The sequence below is a fragment of the Clostridium paraputrificum genome, from assembly GCF_900447045.1.
Lineage (GTDB): Bacteria > Bacillota > Clostridia > Clostridiales > Clostridiaceae > Clostridium > Clostridium paraputrificum.
Genome location: NZ_UAWH01000014.1, coordinates 538504 through 559609, shown reverse-complemented (window position 1 = coordinate 559609; position 21106 = coordinate 538504). Strand labels below are relative to the sequence as shown.

Annotated in this window: 15 protein-coding genes and 1 tRNA gene; 3 read left to right on the top strand and 13 right to left on the bottom strand. The window is 29.9% G+C overall.

Translation table 11 applies throughout. The features are described 5' to 3' along the window. Positions 1-2: 2 nt before the first annotated feature. From DR024_RS07600 to DR024_RS07590, 3 genes are all read right to left on the bottom strand, one after another. A complete protein-coding gene (locus DR024_RS07600) occupies positions 3-455 on the bottom strand; it encodes a PTS sugar transporter subunit IIA (RefSeq protein ID WP_049177961.1) in 453 nt (150 codons plus the stop codon). Beyond that, positions 456-2507 (bottom strand): BglG family transcription antiterminator, encoded by a 2052-nt coding sequence (locus DR024_RS07595; protein WP_146742885.1) that lies wholly within the window; start codon positions 2505-2507, stop codon positions 456-458. 411 nt (positions 2508-2918) lie between these two features. Then, the gene (locus DR024_RS07590) at positions 2919-8864 is read right to left on the bottom strand and encodes a glycoside hydrolase family 2 TIM barrel-domain containing protein (protein ID WP_111918450.1); all 5946 of its coding nucleotides are present in this window, start codon (positions 8862-8864) and stop codon (positions 2919-2921) included. Between the two features lie 349 nt (positions 8865-9213). On the opposite strand from DR024_RS07590, the gene DR024_RS07585 reads away from it, so the two are divergent. Both DR024_RS07585 and DR024_RS07580 read left to right on the top strand, forming a co-directional pair. Further along, on the top strand, positions 9214-9732 hold the full coding sequence (locus DR024_RS07585; RefSeq protein ID WP_049177965.1) for a hypothetical protein: 519 nt from the start codon (positions 9214-9216) through the stop codon (positions 9730-9732). 242 nt (positions 9733-9974) lie between these two features. Then, positions 9975-10050, top strand: a tRNA-Met gene (locus DR024_RS07580). A 119-nt stretch (positions 10051-10169) separates the two neighbouring features. On the opposite strand, the gene brnQ is transcribed toward DR024_RS07580, so the two are convergent. From brnQ to DR024_RS07565, 6 genes are all read right to left on the bottom strand, one after another. Beyond that, entirely contained in the window at positions 10170-11459 is a 1290-nt protein-coding gene (brnQ, locus tag DR024_RS07575; RefSeq protein WP_049179535.1) for a branched-chain amino acid transport system II carrier protein, read from the bottom strand. A 168-nt stretch (positions 11460-11627) separates the two neighbouring features. Continuing rightward, complete coding sequence (locus tag DR024_RS18230; protein WP_341456876.1) at positions 11628-11963, bottom strand: group II intron maturase-specific domain-containing protein; 336 nt, start codon at positions 11961-11963, stop codon at positions 11628-11630. 105 nt (positions 11964-12068) lie between these two features. Continuing rightward, entirely contained in the window at positions 12069-12689 is a 621-nt protein-coding gene (locus DR024_RS18225) for a reverse transcriptase domain-containing protein (RefSeq protein WP_341456885.1), read from the bottom strand. 11 nt (positions 12690-12700) lie between these two features. After that, positions 12701-13021, bottom strand: a complete 321-nt coding sequence (locus DR024_RS18220) for a hypothetical protein (protein ID WP_341456875.1) — start codon at positions 13019-13021, stop codon at positions 12701-12703. 773 nt (positions 13022-13794) lie between these two features. Next, positions 13795-13953, bottom strand: a complete 159-nt coding sequence (locus DR024_RS17675; RefSeq protein WP_153246652.1) for a hypothetical protein — start codon at positions 13951-13953, stop codon at positions 13795-13797. A 364-nt stretch (positions 13954-14317) separates the two neighbouring features. Continuing rightward, on the bottom strand, positions 14318-15046 hold the full coding sequence (locus DR024_RS07565; RefSeq protein WP_111918448.1) for an Ltp family lipoprotein: 729 nt from the start codon (positions 15044-15046) through the stop codon (positions 14318-14320). Between the two features lie 596 nt (positions 15047-15642). Here DR024_RS07565 and DR024_RS07560 point away from each other — a divergent pair. Beyond that, positions 15643-16455, top strand: a complete 813-nt coding sequence (locus DR024_RS07560) for a ParA family protein (protein WP_111918446.1) — start codon at positions 15643-15645, stop codon at positions 16453-16455. 206 nt (positions 16456-16661) lie between these two features. Here DR024_RS07560 and DR024_RS07555 read toward each other — a convergent pair whose 3' ends face one another. From DR024_RS07555 to DR024_RS07540, 4 genes are all read right to left on the bottom strand, one after another. Next, entirely contained in the window at positions 16662-18230 is a 1569-nt protein-coding gene (locus DR024_RS07555; RefSeq protein WP_111918444.1) for an ABC-F family ATP-binding cassette domain-containing protein, read from the bottom strand. 83 nt (positions 18231-18313) lie between these two features. Further along, positions 18314-19174, bottom strand: coding sequence for a CPBP family intramembrane glutamic endopeptidase (locus DR024_RS07550; protein ID WP_172458930.1), 861 nt, complete (start codon positions 19172-19174; stop codon positions 18314-18316). 109 nt (positions 19175-19283) lie between these two features. Then, positions 19284-19853 carry a DUF3867 domain-containing protein gene (locus DR024_RS07545; RefSeq protein ID WP_049179538.1) on the bottom strand — a complete coding sequence of 190 codons (570 nt, stop codon included), beginning with the start codon at positions 19851-19853 and terminating at the stop codon, positions 19284-19286. 104 nt (positions 19854-19957) lie between these two features. Further along, positions 19958-21013 (bottom strand): ABC transporter substrate-binding protein, encoded by a 1056-nt coding sequence (locus tag DR024_RS07540; protein WP_111918440.1) that lies wholly within the window; start codon positions 21011-21013, stop codon positions 19958-19960. Positions 21014-21106 lie beyond the last annotated feature (93 nt).

Below are 21106 nucleotides of genomic sequence, written 5' to 3'. Positions count from 1 at the left end.
TTTTATTCACCTAATCCTTCCTTTAATATATTAAATATTTCTTCCTTATCACCAATAAATAACTTATCTATAAATTCCTTATGCATTAGCTTTCTAGCTAATCTTGATATAATCTTCATGTGAGTGTTTTCCTCATCATTACTAGGTACAGCTATTAATATTATTATTTGAGCAAACTCTCCTGTTTCCTCATTCCACAATATTTTATTTTTTAATCTTCCAAAACATACAGCTGTTTTTAAAACGTTTTCTGTCCTTCCATGGGGTAGTCCTATATCATTTCCTAATGAAGTTGGTGATAATTTTTCTCTTGCTAAGACATCTTCCAAAAACATTTCTGTATCTGTAATGTTCCCTTGATTTTTTAATTTTTTTACTAATTCTAATATTGCTTTTTCTTTTTCTTTTTCATCTATATCAAATACGATACATTCCCTCTTTATAATAGACTCCATTCAAAAAGCAACCTCCATTTCTGTTTCATATAGTATTTCTTTAATTTCTTTTATTGACTTTGCATTCTCTAGTCTTTCAATAAATCTAGTACTTTTTATCATTCTCATTAGTAATACCATAGCTGGAATGTGCTCTTTTTTATCCTTACTTGCTAAACAAAAAACTATTTTTACCTTTTTTTCTCCAAACTCCACTGGTTCATTACTAACAATCAGACTCATACAACTACGATTTACTCCTTCATCCCCTCTACCATGTATAAGTGCAAATAGATTATCAGTAACTGAATAAAATCCAACACTTTCTATCGTCTTTATAATATCCTTTTCATATCTTTCATCTATAAATTTTTGTCTTTCAAGCAATCCAATACCCTCTTTAACTACTTCCCTCCATCCATTATTACCAGTCATTATTTCTATACAATCATCCGATAATAAACCACTAATACTATTAACTCTCGTAGAAGTAATAACACTACCATAACCCAATTCATTTTTTATAATATCAAGTACCTTTCTTCTGTCTTTTTCTTTTAAAAAATTTAACTTTTCGTTAATTGAGTTGTAATTTAATACAGTACTCTTTCTTTCTATACCAAGCCTATCAATACTTGCATAATCATCATTGGATAATATCGGATTGACGATAACATATTTTTTAATACATGAATTATTTAGTTTTGTTGTAGATATAATATAATCAACATTATTCCAATTGCTATAACTAGTTAATTTATATACTGGAATTATATCAACAATATCTATCTGGTATTCATTTAGTAAAGATTCCTTTAACATATTAGTGCTGCCATATCCATGTCCACAAACTAATAATACTTGCTTGTTTGTAGCTTTTGTTAAGCGTCTCATACTAGCTATAAAATGAACTGCTAAATATGATATTTCATCATAATCAGTAACTTCTCTTAATCCCTCGATATCTTTAATAAGCGCTGCTAAAGTATCAACTACCACAATATCCTTTTGAGGAATTATAGAGAGTACTTCATTGTTAATGTATATACTACCTTTAGCTCTTTTTATTAATAGGACTATATGATTCGACAGTCCATCAATTAATATACTATCTTTGGTAAAATCAATATTCATAGCTTTGGACATAGCTTCTATCAGTTTAGAAACTATAGTTTCCATATAAATCAAATCAAAATCTCCATCTAGTACTACATCTTTGTTTACATAATTAATCAGCCTATTAAGTACCTTAAGTTTTTTATAATCAATCTCTTTATTAATAATTGCTTCAAGTTTTTTCATAAATTCATTGTACTTATCTGAGTACTCACTATTAATTGTTGACTCTAACGGATTCTCCTTACTTCTAATTACAAACCATATTACAGTAAATACATTTGCTACATACCACTTATAGAAATCCTCTCTTAATATACAATCCATACTTTCAAGTAAATCATCAATCCATTCAATTACCTCCTTTAAAGATACTCCCTCAAAAGCCTTTTCTATTACCTCTACTGCATATGCTTCAAAGGTGTTTAAACTTAGATTTTCATCCTTAAGCAAATAAACATATTTTATAAGCTCCTTTGTCATCAAGGCTACTCTCTTATTTTTAGGTCCATCTAAGAAAAATCTATCTGTATAAGATATTTTTATACCTTCCTCAAATAATTTTCCTTCAATAAAACTCATATCATTTTTAATAGTTGACCTTGACACTTGAAAATCCTTACTTAATCTATTAATCTTTAACCTTTGGTTATCTATTAATAAAATTAATAAAATTAAAGAGGTTCTTTCTTCTTGAGAATAAATGAAGTCGTTTTCTTTAGTTAGATCAGAAACTTCAATTGACTTCGGAAAGACAATACACCCTTTTGATTGCTTTTCTATTAAAGGTAGATTTTTAATATGAAAGAAATCATTTATTCTATCTATGTCATATCTAATGTATCGCTCTTTTATTTCCAAATCTATTGAAATCTTTTTATATGTTGTTTCATTATTAATTTGTAAGTAATCAATAACCTTTAACATTCTTCCACTTAACACTTTAATCTCCTCCAATTACTTCCCTCTTACATTCTTAATGATATATAATAATTGAATTTAATATAAGATAGAAGTTTTGTAATTTTTAATTACAATTTATGTATTTTATCCTATATTTATCTATGTGACTCTTTCAAGGTTCCAAGGAATAATAATTTCAAGAAACCAAGTAGAAGCTAAACAATTATTTTATTTATCTTCATCTCATCATTCGTTATACTGCGGTTCATTAGAATTTAATGTTTCATTTTCTTAGTTTCGAAAATATACTTTTCAAAATACCTCTGAAGAATAAAAGTTCTTCTTGTAGTTTGCTAATAGACATAACTTTTTAGTATATAACTAACAAAAATAAAAATGGGCTGTATCAGATTAAGTTTTTTACCTTATCCTTATACAGCCCCTTAATTCTTTATTATTTCAAAATTAATGCTTCTTCTTTAGCATAAATAGGAATCCACCAACCATCATAGCTATACCATTTACAGCTACTATAGGCCATACGTTATTTCTATCTCCAGTTGTAACAGTTCCATTAGTTCCACTACCATTTCCTTGTCCAGGAGTCTCCCCTGGTTTTTCAGTTGGAGTATCAACTGGTGGTTCTGGATTTGGATTTTCTGGTTTTTCAGGTACTTTTGTATTATCCATTGCATCCTTTAACGCCTTCATGATACCTGTTATTTCATCTTTTGAGCCATCTATTAATGCATTTTTTGCTTCTTCAATTTGCTCTTTTAATGTTTTCCAAGCATCAGATTCATAATTTTTCTCTTCTAACTTTTCAGCTTGTGAAATTAACTCTTTCAACTCAGATACATCAACTAGCTTATCATCTATTGATTTTAAGCTTTCTACTGCTGCATTTACCTCATCTTTACTTGCATCTGATTTGTTTAATATTGTTTTTGCTGATTCTACTGTACTAATATATTCACTCCATGAATTTACTGTATAATTTACTTCATCATGAGGAACTAAATTATTAATAGCTTCTTTTAATAATGTTAAATCTACTAATGCTTCAACTTTTCCTGGTGCTTGTGATATTATTAATTGAATTTCTTCATCAGTAGCCTTTGGATTATTTAGTGTATCGATAACACTATCAATAAACTCTTTATAAGCATTCCATGATGCTTCTGTATAAGATTCTTCATCCTTCTTATTAAATTCATCAATAATACTAATCAAAGCTTTTCTATTCTCATCTAATGGAATTAGATTTGCAAATGCATCTTGTAGTTGAGCCATTATTTCTGTTACTTGCTCTTTTGTTGCTGCTGGATTTGATAATACTTCATTTCCTTTTACTAATGCATCTTGTAACTTATTATAACTTTCTTCAACAAATAGATCTTTATCTAATGCTTCATATTCTTCTACCTTTAATTTTAAATCCTTAATATAAACAAGAGAGTTCTTAGCAGAAATTAAAGTCTCTGTAGCATCATCAACTTGTTTTTGTGTTGCATTCTCAGATAATAATATATCCTTTGCACTATTATATGACTCTGTATATGCTTCAAAACTATTAGCTGTATAATCATCCTTTGATTCAGCAATTGTTTCATATTCAGCTATAGCAGATTCTAAATCTACTTTTGTTACAGTATTTACCAATTTTGCATCAGCCCATACAGCATGATCATTTGAATCTGCACCATTAGTTTCTGTAATAAGTGATACTGTTTTAGCTCCACGAATATCTACATTTACTGGAACTGAAGTTTTAAACATCACATCATTCTTACGGAATACTTCTTTACCATCAACCTTTACTACAAAGTTAACATTACTATTTCCACCTTGCTCCATTCCAATTCCTGCAATTGCAGTAAAGTTTGTAGCATCTTTACCTTCAACATTAATTGTTACTTCAGAAGGTGCATGTGATCCAACACCCTTTTTAAATGAAGTCTTAACTCCATCAACCCAAACACCTAAAGGACTACCACATGTGCAAAGATCCCTTTGGTTTGAACTGTATCCGCCCTTATCAACTATCCACTCCATGTCACTTACATACATTTGATCTACTAAATTAAACTTTATAGTATATATCTTTTCTATACCATAAGAGGAAGTTGCTTTAATTGTAGCTACAGGATTTTCCTTTGTAGCCTGAGTAATTTCTAATTTTACATTTTCATCTGTAGCAACAGCTTCTACCTTAGGGAATGTAAGCCCTTCTTTATCAAATAACTCATAATTATATTCAGTTCTTAAAGGCTCAAATCCATCTAAAGAAACACCATCTAAAGTTATATCAGTAACTGGCATTATTGAATTTGGATTTAACTTACTATTTTCCATTCTCTCTTTTACAAATTCACTATCATTAGATGCAGCTTTTGTAATTGGAGTAATTCTAAATGAATGTGTATAAGTTTCACCTTTATTTAAAATATATTCACCTAATGGACCAGGACCACAGCTTGCATTACCAAGACCTCTTTGAGCATAATCTACTGTTAATACAGTATCATCGATAGTAGGAACTTGGTATGGGTGGCCTAAGTTCTTCCAAGTATTATAGATGTCTTCAGCTTTATAATGTAGTGCACTTGTTTCCATCTTATCCTCGGCAACTACCATTATACCTTTACCATTTTCACCATTGGTTAAAGCAGTCCATCTAACATCTGTCTTATTTCCATTCTCTTGTGGTCTAACATATTTATTTGAGAAGGAATTAGTTACTGTATCCTTATAAATTCCAATCTTAGCCCCTGTATTTCTATCGATATAGTTCTCTTGAGGCCCTCTACCATAATAAGTGATATTTTCATATCCTTCTGGAACTATCATCTTCATACCAATTCTAGCAATTTCGCCAACTGCATTAGAATTTGCTGGTGTAAAGCTATTGCTTACTACAATATCACCATTTGCATAAATTATATAATCAATTGAGTTTGGTGAATCTATTCCTTCAATAGTTCCATCTACATGTACTGAAACCACCTTATCTTTTACATCTACAGTATAATTATTAACCTTAAAATTATCAGCTGCATTTTTCATACCATCTGTAAAGTTTGGATCATTACTTACTCTTGCTCTCCAATAATTTGGTTTTGGTCCTTCTTTTAATAGAACCTCTCCATTTACTGTATAATTTGTTATATATCCAGTATTTTTATCAACTGTAACAGAGAATTTATCGCTATTTTCTCCACCAGTAATAACTGTTGAATCCTCTTTTTCTTCTACATTTATTGGATCATTTTCACTTACATCAATAGATGGACGAGCCACTTCTGGTGTATAGTTTAACATAAGTTGCTCGAAAGCTATCTCATCACCCTTATGTCCATAGTATTCTCCTGCCCATGGTTGATCTTCTTTTAATGTTACACTGAATTCTAATATATAATCAGAACCTTCTACTATTTGCATTTCTGGTAAATCTAATTGAATAGTCTTTTCTTCACCAGGTAAAATATTTTTTTGCTCTTCTGAAAGCTTTCCTTGAGCTTTAATTCCATTATCAATTAAAAGCTTCCAACTTATATCGTATTCATTTAAGTTTGTATTTAAGAATTCGTTTACTATTCTAACTGTTCCATCTTTAGCTTGTCCGTCATCATAGAATGAAACTTCTTGATGTACTTTTTTAACTTCATACAACTCATCAGATGGAGTTCTATCTGCATTCATTAGCCCATTTGCACAAAAATCATTATCAGTAACTTTTTCTCCCCAGTCTCCACCATATCCAAAGAAATATTCTCCTTCTGGGTAATTTGTTCTTTCTTCTCTAATTTCATTTTCATTAAAATTCATAGAATATACTATATCTTCTTGAGGAACTTTGTAGTTTTCTTGAATTTCTTGTTTAGTAAGCGCTTTCTTTAAAACCATCACGTTATCAATTAAACCGTTAAAAGCACGGCCATTGTATTGTGGGTCATCACCAATTCCTATATTATAGCTTACGCTATCTACTGGAGTATTCTTTGAGATACTCTTTTCTCCAACCATTTCTCCATCTATATATAAAGAATATTTGCCATTTGCATATGTGCCTACAATGTTTGTCCACTTTCCTATTTTTTCACTAGGAAAATCAACAGTTAAAGTACCACTGCTCCATCCATCTACAAAGAACTCAATTTTATTGTTTGCTTTAGATATTTTTAAATTATAACCATTATCACCTTTAGAAATGATCGCTTGATCGCTTCCTGTCATTCCATCTAATTTCACCCATGCTGATAATGTTAATTCATCACTATTTGCATTTACACTTGGAACAAAAGTCTTTCCTCTTAAGGCTTTTCCTTCTCTTCCATTTTCCAATGTTCCTTTTATTTCTGATTCAGTTCCATCTGCATTTTTCACGTAATACTTTGTAGTATTTTTAATCTTTGTAGCAATTGACTGATCCATCCAATCCCATATGAATCCACCTTGGGCATTTTCATAATTTCTAAATACATCCCAGTACTCTTTAAAGTTTCCTAGTGCATTTCCCATGGCATGTGCATATTCAGATTGAATATAAGGAGCCTTATTATTGGTATTAGTTACGTGTCCAACTACTGATGATACTCCCCAGTATTGTGATGAATAAATATCTACCATTGATTGTTCTCTATTTCCCTTTGTATAACGGTTATCTCTTTCATATTTTCTTAATCTTGATGGATCACGTTCTAAAATCCATTGAGTAGAATTATAAAAACAATAACTATCATTCATAGGGTAAGTTCTATAAGTTGCTTCATTTCCTAAAGACCAAATTACAACAGATGGATGATTCTTATCTCTTTCCACCATATTTATTGTTCTATCCATAACAGAATTATTCCACTCTGACTCACCTGATGGTATATCAGCTTCAATTGCCCCTTTATGTGATTCAACATTTGACTCATCACATATATACAAGCCTAATTCATCTGCTAACGCATAAGTATATGGATTATTAGGATAATGTGATGTCCTAATTGCATTAACATTGAATTGTTTCATTGTTACTAAGTCTTCTTTTATATCTTCTCTTGTAAGAGCTCTACCATTTATATGATCAGTCTCATGTCTATTAGTTCCTCTAAACATGATCTTTTTACCATTAATTTGAGCTTGCTCTTGACCTGCTTCATTTATATCAACTTTATCAATTTCTCTAAATCCAACTCTTTGACAAGTTGTTTCAATCACATTACCATTTTCATCTTCTAATTGAATTAACAATCTATAAAGATTTGGTGTATCTGCAAACCACTTTTTAGGGTTAGTAACCTCTTTAGATCCTGTCCCCCTTTGTCCCTTATCATCTGCTCTCTCTTCAACTGTAGCTTTTCCTGCACTTACTTCTATATCATAAGAAAGTGGTTCATTCCAAAGTTTCTTATCACTATCTATTTCGTATAAATCAGCTTTTACTGTATACTTGCCAGACTTCTCTGGACTTAAACTTCTTACATCAGTTTCTAATGTAAGTACAGCATCTTTATATTCTTCATCTAAATCAGTTTTCACGAAAATATCACGAATCTCTACATCTGATTTTGAATATAAAAATACATCTCTAAAAATACCACTTAAACGAATGAAGTCTTGATTCTCTAAATAGCTTCCTGTTGACCACCTATATACCTCAACTGCAATTGTGTTTTCTCCTGGTTTAAGATATTCAGTAATATTAAATTCATCAGCAGTATAACTATCTTCAGCATACCCTACTCTTTCTCCATTTATATATAAATAGAATGCTGATTCCACGCCTTGGAAAGAAACAAAGGTTTGTCTACCGTCCCAGTCCTCTGGTAAAACGAAAGTTCTCTTATATTGGCCAACGCTATTTTTAACAGTTGGTGCAACAGGCTTATCCTTTCCATTTGTATTATAGTTTACTGATTCATAATTTGCCCAAGGATATGTCTGATTTGTATAAATTGGTGTGTCATATTTAAAATCACCATTTTCATCTCTCTGAGTTTGTATATTACTTGGGACTTCAATCTTATCCCAGCCTTCTGTATTCCAGTCTTCCTTATAATTTTTAGCTTCATCACCTCTTAAATCGTTTTCACGATCTGCAGGTTTTTCAGCCCACTTAAAATCCCATGTTCCATTCAAGCTTTGATACCACTTTGAACCTGTTTCATCTAGATTATCTAATGCTGACTTTTCATGCTTCAATGCTTTTTCAATAGTTTCATATGGAGTAAATGTAGATCTTGCTGACTCACGATTTACTTCTATAGTGCTAATTTGGTCATACCATTCTTCTCCTGCAAATTGCGTATCTACCGCTTTTACAAATTTCACTGAACCTAAATCTACTACAGATAATACTAGAGTACTTGCTAAGAGTAATGAGGTAAATCTTTTCGTATTTTTTAAATTTCTACTTTTCATATTTTCCTCTCCTAAATCTTCCTAGTTTTATTTTCTAATATTACTCCTTACCCTACTATGAACTTTTTAACACTTTCTATAATTAATAGATATGATTTCGAATTAATTTATTAACTTTTTAATCTCCCTCCTCTCTCTACAAAAATAAATATCATATCTATGGTTTCCCACAGTTTAATTATACCTAATTTTACATTTATTGTATATATTTTAAATACTTTTCTCATTAATTTAAAGTATAAATTAAAATATATAATTCTATTATCTTTATTCACTCACCCGATATAATTTGCCATTTATCTCAACTAGTAATATAATATTTTATTATAATACTAGAAGGATTGATTTTATGAAGCAAATAAAATTGTGTATTATTATAGCATTGTTATTATTTATTCCAATAACACTATATTACTTTATTCCTACTAGAATTACTCCTAAAAAAGAGTTATCTAAAGATGACATTAAAATAAAAGTTCACTTACAAGTAACAACAGGTCCTCTTTATTACTTAAAAGAAGATAAAAATAAGCTTTGGAATACTATTAAAAATACTTATCCAGATGCTAATCCAAAATATATACAACTTACTGGTAATCTTCCTAATTATGCTGTAAATGACCCTGTCTTATTAGGGGACTTTTATATATATGGAAAAGTTGTTGGGACATATAATGATTCTGCTGAAGGTAAAATTCCACTATTTAATGTTAAATATTCTGACGCAAGTCTTGCTCCAATATTTAGAGATGATTCATTAATAGGACGATTTTCAATACTTTTTTTATTTCTTCCCCTTGTGACTTTACTTCTGCTAATATCACTTATAGTTATTCTTTTTAAAGAATATAAAAGTAAAAATAGTTAGCATTTAGCTAATACTTAGATATTTCATACATCTGTAATATCCAATCAATAATTTTCTTTTGTTTTTTAATCTCTATGATTATTCTAGTTTTTTGTTTTATATAGCATTTAGAGGTATATATGCTTCTAAATAACCTCTTCTTCTCTCACAACATAATATGGTGCATTTTAATTTTGACATTATAATACCTAACCTATATACTAAGAATACAAGTTAGCTGATGCAAACTTAAAACTTAATATCGCGGGATGGAGCAGTTGGTAGCTCGTTGGGCTCATAACCCAAAGGTCGTAGGTTCAAGTCCTGCTCCCGCAACCAAAAAAAATCCTTACATTATGTAAGGATTTTTTTATATAGTGAAATTCACAAAATAACCCAACAGCTAATTTTAACTGTTGGGTCATTTTATTATACACAGTAAAACTTCACTTATATTCTTATGATACATCCATCGTTAAATCAATTGACTTATCTTTAAAAATAAAAGTACCTAGTATTCCTCCTATTATTGCTGGTATTATCCAATTAAATCCTAATCTATCAAAAGGAAGTGCATGAATAAAGTTTATATTAATACCTAAACTATCTATAACAGTAAGAGTACTTACAAGTAAAGTAGCATAAGCTGCACCTTTATATATAGAATCCTTAGTAAATATATTTTTAAAAGATACCATTAAAACTAAAACAAGAGCTACTGGATAAAGTATTGTTAATATTGGAGCTGCTATAGAAATTATTTTATCAACACCAAAATTAGAAATAACAGCACTAAAGACACAAATCAACGTAACCAAATGCTGATATTTAATTTTTCTATTACTAAGTTCTTCAAAATATCTAGCTGTAACAGAAGTTAAACCTATAGATGTAGTAAGGCAAGCAAAAGCAACTACTATACTTAATAAAATTCCTCCAGAGGAGCCTAATAAACCTTTTGTTATAGCAATTAGTAATGCAGTTTGAGATATACTAGTATTATAAATATTAGAAACAGTAGCTCCTAAGTACGCTAATCCAGAATATATCAATATAAGCCCTACTGCTGCTACTAATGAGGATTTTATAGTAAGGCTTGTAACTTCTTTTTTATCTTTGTATCCCTTAGCTAAAAATGTAGCTATAATAAGTGCGGCAATTCCACCTGATCCAAGTGCATCCATGGTTTGATACCCTTGAGCAAGTCCAGTTGAGAATAAACTTTGTAAATCACTAGCACTACTTAATTCACCCAATGGAGACAATACCCCTTTTACTATTAATGCAGCTAATGTAAGTAAAAGTATAGGAGTTAAAAACTTACCTATAATATCAACAACCTTATTTGGCTTAACTGTTAAAATAAATGTTAAAGCAAAGAATACAATAGAAAACATAACAGGGCCAATTGAATTAGTTAATGGAGCAATACTTATTTCGAAAGTCGTTGCACCAGTTCTTGGTATAATAAGTATAGGCCCTAAACAAAGCATTATAATAACTTCCAAAGCAAGTCCAAATTTCTTACCTGCCCTTCCTAAAACAGCTTGATAAGAACCAGCCTTTGCAATAGCAATAATTGATAAAAGTATCATACCTACATCTGAAATAATAAATCCTAGGTAACTTATTAACCAGCCACTTCCTGAAGCCATACCTATGTATGGGGGAAATATTAAGTTTCCTGCTCCGAAAAACATTGAAAATATTGCAAATCCTACAACAATTATATCTACTACTTTCTTCATAATGTTACCCCTTTTCTTTTTCACACTCAATCTCTGTATCCATAAGATTTTGTTACTTAAAATTTTCATATTTTCCTAGACGATCGAGTAGGAGCTAAATAATTATTTTATTTAGCGTCCTCTCACACCACCGTACGTACCGTTCGGTATACGGCGGTTCACTAGAATTTAATGTTTCATTTGATATGTTTGTGTAAGACTAACGAATCCTATTGATTCTAGATATTTATTATGAAGTGATTTACTTAGAATTGGGCTACCGGAGATTTTCCAGTGGCCTTTTCTTGTATTGGCATATTCCCATGCCTTCCAATTATCGATTCCTAATTTCACTAAATTTCTATATCTAGTTCTAATCTTCTTCCATTGCTTCCATATGCAAGCACGTAGTCTCCTTCTAATCCATTTATCTAGTTCCAACAGCTTCCGCTTAGCGTTAGCTATTCCAAAATAATTAATCCATCCTTTAATAGAATCATTTAGTTTAAGTAATCTTAAATCCATAGATATTCCTCTGTTTCTATTAGTTATGGACTTTACCTTCTCTTTAAATCTTTTAATTGATTTCTCATGTATTCTTATTTTGGCTACGCCTTTAACGAAATAAAATTAAAATCCTAAAAACTTTCTTTTACTTACAATATCAACTGCACTCTTATCTTTATTTACTTTTAATTTAAGTTCATTTTCAATAATTCTTGTTATAGAATCCATTACCCTCAAACCCGCTCTTTTACTCTTGACATATATGTTGCAATCATCAGCATATCTACAAAACTTATGCCCTCTTTTCTCAAGTTCCTTATCAACATCGTCTAGCATTATATTTGCTAACAATGGGCTAAGTGGCCCACCTTGTGGCGTTCCTTCTTCACTTGATACTTTAATTCCATTTATAAGAACTCCACTTTCTAGATATTTTCTTATAAGTTTCAGAAGTCTTTTATCTTTAATTTTCTTTTCAAGTTTCCCCATTAGTATGTTATGGTTCACTTTATCAAAGAATTTTTCTAAGTCCATATCGATAACCCACTTATATCCTTGATTTATATATGTTTCTGATTGTTTAATAGCATTCTTTGCACCTCTATTAGGTCTGAATCCGAAACTACTTTCAGAGAAAGTAGGCTCGTATAATTTACTAAGTACTTGTGCAATGGCTTGTTGAATCATTCTATCCTGTACTGTTGGTATTCCAAGTGATCTTACTCCTCCATCAGGCTTTGGAATTTCTACTCTCCTTACTGGAGATGGATTATATTTTCCCCTAGCAGTTTAGTTTTAACTGTAGCCCAAGTCTTTTTGACATGCTCTCGAAGTTCATCGGTTTTCATGCCATCAATTCCATAGCTACCTTTATTTCTAATTACTCTATACATTGCTTCAAGCATATTATTTCTTTCAAGCACATCTTCAAGTAACCTACTAGTATCAAATAACTCATCGTTTACGCTTTCTCTATTTAATAAATCTACGATTTTACTCTGCACCTTCTGTTTATCTCGAACTTCCATTTCTACCTCCACAGTCAGATTCCTTATGGGAATTTCTGCTTTCTTCATAATTCTTAGATTTATCAAAGTTGTAAACCTTCTAATGTTCAGTCCTTCCCTTCGCTATCGCGATTAGCGAAAGTACTATGACGTCTGCTGACTTCTGATAATTCAGCTATATATCACTATATAGGTTATCAATTTCGAAATTTCATCTACTTATTGATGTATTATCAGACCTCCCCAGGTAAGAACGTACACTTTCCCTTCATCTATCTGCCACATCTACTTAATCAGTTTTCGGATAGTTATTGGGCTTTGCTTTGTTAAGCAAGCTTACCCACTAAATTAAGCCTCATGTGATTCGTGTTCCTCAGACCAAAGGTTTGCCGCCGACTTCCTTCAGATTCTACCTCACGATAGACACCCTTGTCTTAAGCTATACGGTTGGCACTATCAGCCCCCGTTACGGACTTTCACCGATTAGTGTACGCCCATGCTGGGCGCACTTAAAAAAGCCACATAGACTTAATCTACGTGGCTAAAATAACAAGTTTACTTACATAATATATTAAACTTAGCCATCATAGATACAAAACCAATGGTCTGTACCTATGATGATTATTTTTATCATAAATACAGACCTAACTAAAATAGCTAAACTCAAAATAGATATTTAATTTTAAACTGTCACTTACATTTATGCTACCTATCATGTTAATAAACTCCTATATAATCAATACTTATTTTAATAATATATTAATACTGAACCCTTGTCAATTAAATATTTGCAACATTAACCTATTTTTAATATCCTGTTTCATAATTTCAAGAAGTATACTCTACTCATCATAGGTATCCATATACCCCTCTTGGGATACATAAAAACAAACAGACATATGTCTTTCATAACATTCTTCACACATTACTTTTAAACATTCTGGACATTCTCTCATCTCTTCTTCGTTGAAGCTCTCTCCACACAACTCGCATTCTATCATACACTATCATCTCTAAACATATAATTTAAAATTATACCACAACTAACTTTTCTCCAAAAAATTAAAATTAAAATTATTTTGCACTTCCTAGCTTATATGCTATGGTAGATATTACTCGTAAATATGGACTGACCTATGAAATAAGAAAGATAATTTTCATTTAAATAATATTGAAAATTAGAATATTTAATCATCAGTTTATAAGCAATATCAAAACCATTTCCGGCAACAAATAATTCTCTCATCGTACATCCCTACTATTTTATCTGTTATTATCCCAATTTTACTTAATAAAAAAGGCTGAAATACACCTTGGTACTTCTAGCCTTTGATTCATAAGAATTAAATTTACAAATATAATATATTACTGTAGATTATCTATAGCATATTTTGCTTCTTCCGCTGTAAACTTCTCTCCATATTCTGATATTAATTGATCATAGATTGCACTTGGAGACATTGCCATACTTTCTTGATATGTTTTTGCTTTCTCTAATGCATTTTTCTTCCAATCTGCTTCTACATTATCTATAGCGTATTTTGCTTCTTCTTTTGTAAATTTCTCTCCATACTCTGATATTAACTGATCATATACCCCAGCTTTAGACATATTCATAGTACTACTATATGTTTTTGCTTTCTTTAATGCATTTTTCTTCCAGTCTGCTTGTACATTATCTATAGCATATTGAGCTGCTTCCGCTGTATACTTTTCTCCATATTCTGATGTTAACTGGTCATATAACCCGGCTTTAGACATACTCATAGTATCACTATATATTTTTGCTTTCTTTAATGCAGTCTTATATTCCGTCGGCACATTATCCTCTGCTTTGTCCTGTGTTGGAACATTTTGTTCTACATCTGAATTTTGTGTGATTTCCTGATCTTGCGCAGCTGTTTGATCGTCTGCCGAATCAGACTTATCATCACCCATTCCTCCAATTGTTCCAATAACTATAAAGAACGCTATTACTATGAACCACCCTCTTTTATATATTGGTTTCTTGTTTTTAGCTCCACAACTTGGACAACTTTTAGCAGATGAAGCAATTTCAGCATTACATGTTTTACACTTTTTCATTTTCGCCATAATATTATCCCCCTATATTTTCTATTTTGTTACAGCAAAATACATTTTATCATATTTTAACACATTATTCAATTTTTTATCTTTATTTTTAAATAGTACAAATTTCATCTTTATAAAAATGTAAGATTTATCCTAATTTTTCTTTTTGTTCTATAACGTCTTATATATTTATATTTAACAACAACTAATGTTCTATATAAGTAGTTATTTATTGGAGAAAATATAAACCGCAAATTAAAATAGGAACAATTAAAGTAGATGATTAAATTTACAAAAACTTCTTAAAAGATATTCTTAAAAAAATCAAAGCCAGTAGCAACACTAAGATTCCTAATGTTTAAATGCATCAATATCCATCGTTTTTGATACAATAATATTTATTTTTAAATAAATATGGCTTAGTATATTATTTTTAAGTCATTTTTGCTGTTTATCTATTTTGTGTGGAACCACATATTATTAGTATAGATATGTAATGCACTATATTTAAAAATTAATTCTATACTAAATTATAATAGTAACTTAAACTGGATATAATAAAAAAAATTAAATAAATTACAACAAATTTAATAAACAATATAAGGAGTGTTATTAAAATGCCTAAGATAATATCAATAGGAACCCTTAAAGGTGGCGTTGGAAAAACAATGACTACTTTTAATTTAGCCGCTATATTAGCTGAATTTAACTACAAAGTGTTATGTATTGATTTATCTATTCAAGGAAATTTAACAAGTAACTTTGGTGTAGATAGAACTAATCCAAATTTACGAGGAATTGATTTAATATTTAGTAAAAGTTCGTCAATTAATTTTAAAGAGATAATTATTAGATCTCCTATTCCTGCTTTACCTTCTATTGATTTATTACCAGCCACCGCTCTCTTACAAAGAACAGAATTCTTAATGTGTTATGTTCCATTAAGAGAACTAAAGTTACAATACTTCATGCTACATAATAAATCAGAATTTGACGAATATGATTATATTTTAATTGATACTAATTCTTCAACCATGTACTATTTAAATCAAAATGCTTTTGTTATTTCCGATAAAATACTCATACTCGCTACTGCAGATACATCTGACTTAAACGCTATTTATTCATTTTATACCATTTGGGATGACTTACGTAAAAAACTTGGAATTGAAAATAATATTGCTGGTTTAGTTGTTACTATGCACGATAAAAGATTAGCTTTAGATAGGGATTTTATAGATTATATTAAAAACAATGAAGAAAATAGATTTATGGCTGATATGCTACTAGATACTATAATACCTCTTAATGTTACATTAAAAGAAGCTACTATTAATAATATGCCCATAAACATATATAACAAAAATTGTATCGGATACAAAGCTTATGAAAAGTTAGTTCATGAATTATTTTTTAAGGACATATTATAGTCTAAATTAAACTATAATTTAAAATATTCTACTATTGATTGAAAAAAGGATAAAAATCAATTTACCCTTTTTAAATCAATAATCTCACTGGCTTGTTTAAAATTTTTTATCACATATATACTTACTTATGGATATTCACAAGTAATCCATATGCAATACTGAAGGTCTCTAGATAATAGATACCCTCAGTGTTTATCAACTTTTTATTATTTTGTAGAACCACATATTTTCAATGTCCACTCTTCACAATTCCAAATTTCAGTAGCAACTTCTCTATAGAATTCTGGTTCGTGAGATACAAGTAAAATTGATCCCTTATATTCCTTTAAAGCTCTAGCTAATTCATCCTTAGCATCTTGGTCTAAGTGGTTAGTAGGCTCGTCAAGGATTAATATATTAGTTTCTTTATTTATAATTTTACATAATCTAACCTTAGCAGCTTCTCCCCCTGAAAGAACCATAATCTTAGATTCTAATTGCTTTGTAGTTAATCCACACTTAGCTAAGGCAGCTCTTATTTCATATTGAGTAAATGAAGGGAACTCTGACCATACTTCTTCAATACAAGTATTAGTGTTTCCACTTCTATCTTCTTGTTCAAAATATCCTATTTCTTGATAATCTCCTCTTTCTACTTCCCCACTTAATGGATTTATCAATCCTAAAAGACTCTTAAGTAAAGTAGATTTTCCAAGACCATTAGCCCCAACTAAAGCTATCTTTTGTCCTCTTTCCATATAAAGATTTAATGGCTTAGTTAATGGCTTATCATAACCTATTACTAAATCCTTAGTTTCAAATATAACCTTTCCTGAAGTTCTAGATGGCTTAAAGTTAAATTCAGGCTTTGGCTTATCCTTTGAAAGCTCAATTCTTTCCATTTTATCAAGCTTCTTTTGTCTTGATTTAGCCATGTTAGATGTAGCAACGTTAGCCTTATTTCTAGCAACGAAGTCTTCAAGTCTTGCAATTTCCTTTTGTTGCTTTTCATAGGCTTGTTCTAATCTCTTCTTATTTTCTTCATATATTCTCTTAAATTCATAATAGTCACCAACGTATCTAGTTAGCTTTCTTTCTTCAACATGATAAATTAAATTAACTACTTCATTTAAGAAAGGAATATCATGTGATATTAATATGAATGCATTTTCATAATTTTGTAAGTATCTCTTTAACCATATAATATGTTCTTCATCTAGGTAGTTAGTAGGCTCATCAAGTAAAAGAATATCTGGATTTTGTAATAATAACTTTCCTAAAAGAATCTTAGTTCTTTGTCCACCTGATAAATCATCTACATCTCTATCTAATCCTAAGTCTAAAAGTCCAAGCCCCTTTGCTACTTCTTCAACCTTTGCATCAATAACATAGAACCCATTATTATCTAATAAATCTTGGATTACAGCTGTTCTTTCAAGCATCTTCTCAAGCTCTTCTGGTGTACAATCCCCCATCTTTCCATATAGAGTATTCATTTCTTCTTCTAAATCGAAAAGATATTTAAAAGCATCTCTTAACGCATCTCTTATAGACTGTCCTTTTACTAAAGCTGCATGTTGGTCCATGTATCCAACTCTAACATTATTTGACCAGATCACTTGTCCCTCATCTGGCATTAATTTATTTGTTATTATATTCATAAATGTAGATTTACCTTCACCATTAGCTCCAACAAATCCAACGTGTTCACCTTTTAATAATCTAAATGAAACATCTTCAAAAATTGCCCTGTCACCAAAGCCATGATTCATATTCTTAACTGTTAAAATACTCATATGTTCCTCCAATAATCTTATCTTACTTGCTTTTTATATTATAAATGATTTTTCTATAAAATAAACTGGAAAATCCATATATTTTAGTGTATTTTTTTATTTTTTATAAGAAATACTAGTGATACTAACATTAAAATTATAACCATTGTAACAATTAGTCCACCTTCTGGTCCAAAAGTCCTTCCATTTAAAATAGAATTACCTACAAAAGTCATTTCATAAAGCTTAGGTGTAGTTATACCACTTACAGGCATTCCATATATGCACCCTTGAAAGAAGTTCCAAGTTATATGAAATCCTGTGCTAAGCCAAATACTCTTTGTTTTAACATACATAACTCCAAATAAAATTCCTACTAAAAATATATTTAAAAAAGGAATAAGTGAAAATCCATTATTACCATAATGCATTAATGAAAATATAACTGCTGAAACCATTATGGCAAACCACTTATTATTATTGCTTACTTCCATTGCCCCAATTATATATCCTCTTGAAAGCAATTCTTCAGCAAAACCAACAAATATAAATAAGATTAAATAAAGAACTAAACTTAGTGAAAATCTAGGTTCTAATAAGCTGTTTACTAAAACTCCACTTTTACTAATTAATATCAGAATAAAAGCTAATGTAATAGCTATTATCCCCATAACTAAGCCTAGTATTAGATTTTTTACTTCTTTTTTGTTTAAAACCTTCAACCCAATAAGAGATAAATCCTTCTTAAATAAAACCTTCCATGACAATATCGGGGTAAGAATCAAAACAATTTCCTGGGAAAACATAAGTATAAAATATATATTTTCTCTTATAGATCTAGAAATCATTACCAGACTACCTATTATATTTGCCATTATAAATAATAAAAGATACTCAACCAAAAATAAGATAAGTATTTTCCATCCAGAGCGAACTTCTCCTTCTTCATTCTTAAAAACTTTCATCATATACCTCCAATAACTCTCTACTATTTACATATATATTACCACTTATAAAAATATACTAAATTAAAAAAGAGAAGTTGCTATTGCAATTTCTCTTTTCAATCATTTATTAATATTGGTAGTCTTTTGTATTTTCACAAAGTTTAATTTCTAATATTCCATTATCTCTTAATTTCTTATATGAACACAGGAAGTCACTAAGTTCTAAATCAGCTAAGTCTATTTTTCCTTCGCTATAAATAAGAACTTTTTCTTCATCTAAGATTATAGTTACACTATTTTTATCATTATTTATTCTGTATCTTGATATAGCTTTAGTTTCTATTTGAGAATTATACTTTTCGTTAAAACTCATATTTTTTCTTACCTTTTCATAATCACTACTAATCTCTGATACATTTATTCCTGCTGACTTTAATTGTTCATCTATCATTGATGAATCAAAACCATATCTCTCCATAAGCTTCTTTTGTATATTAAAGAATTGCTCTTGAGTTATATTATTTTCTTCCATGTATTTATATATATTTTTAGTAAAGTCAGCCATTGTGATTTTACCTTGTGCCATATCATAATATAAAGAGTACATATAATTTTCAAGTTTATCTACAAGCTTATCTTCGTCTTTTTCTTTTGCCCTATTCTTAAGCTCGTTAAAATCAATGATTCTATCGTCCATAATATCACTCCTTTTTGTATATTATATAATAAAAGATTACATTTAACTACAATGTTAATAAAAAAGTAAGGAAAAGCTATAATTAGCTTTCCCCTTATAAATCATTAATTAACAGATTTTATTTCTGTCCAAGCATCATCATATATTTTCTTAACATCGCTTGGGAAGTCTGTATATATTTCGCATCTATCCATTATTTCTTTAGGCATATATGCATTAGGGTTATTTCTAACCTCTTCTGGTTGTTCTAGTCTTGCTTCTCTATTTGGTGTTGTATATCCAATTTCATCAGCAATTCTTAAAGCACTTTCCTTATCACTTACAAAGTTTATGAACTTTTCAGCCCCTTCAACATTTGATGCATTATGAGGTATGCATAAGCTATCAATCCAGAAATTTGCTCCTTCCTTAGGCACAACATATACTAAGTTTGGATACTCATCTTGTAAATTTAATCCTTCTCCAGACCAAATCATATTTATATCAGATTCACCTGCTGGAATCATTGTTGTTCCATTATCAACCCCATATAATGGGCTAACTAACTTTCTTTGATCTAGTAATAATTGTTTTGCCTCTTCAATTTCTTTTGGATTGGTTGTATTTAAAGAGTAATTTAACTTCTTTAAAGCAGCTCCCATTGTATCTCTATATGTATCAAACATAAAGATTTTTCCTTTGTACTTTTCATTCCAAAGTATATCCCAACTGTCAACAGGTTCTGTTACTACATCCTTATTATAAATTAACCCTACTGTTCCAAACATATAAGGAACTGAGTACTTGTTACCTTGATCAATATCAAGATTTAAATATGCCTCATCCATTTGAGAAATATTAGGAATATTATCCTTATTTAACTCTTGAACAAGATTTTCTTTAATCATTCTTGGCATTAAAGCGTCAGATACTAAAATAACATCGTATTTTACTCCTCCATCTTTAATTTTTTGATACATTGTTTCCATATCATCAAAAGTAGTTATGTTGACCTTGATACCGAACTTATCTTGGAATTCTTTTATAGTTTCTTCATCTATATTTTCTCCATAGTTAAGAAAATTAATTTCCTTTGAAGAATCTTTATTACATCCTATAAAGAAGGTACCCATTATAACCATACAAATTGATAAACTTAATAATTTAAACAATCTTTTCATTTTGTACTTCCTTTCATCATTATTTAAACTTTCAATATTCTTTTGGCATTATATCATTATTTCAAGTATATGTTCAATAGATAAGTAATATTT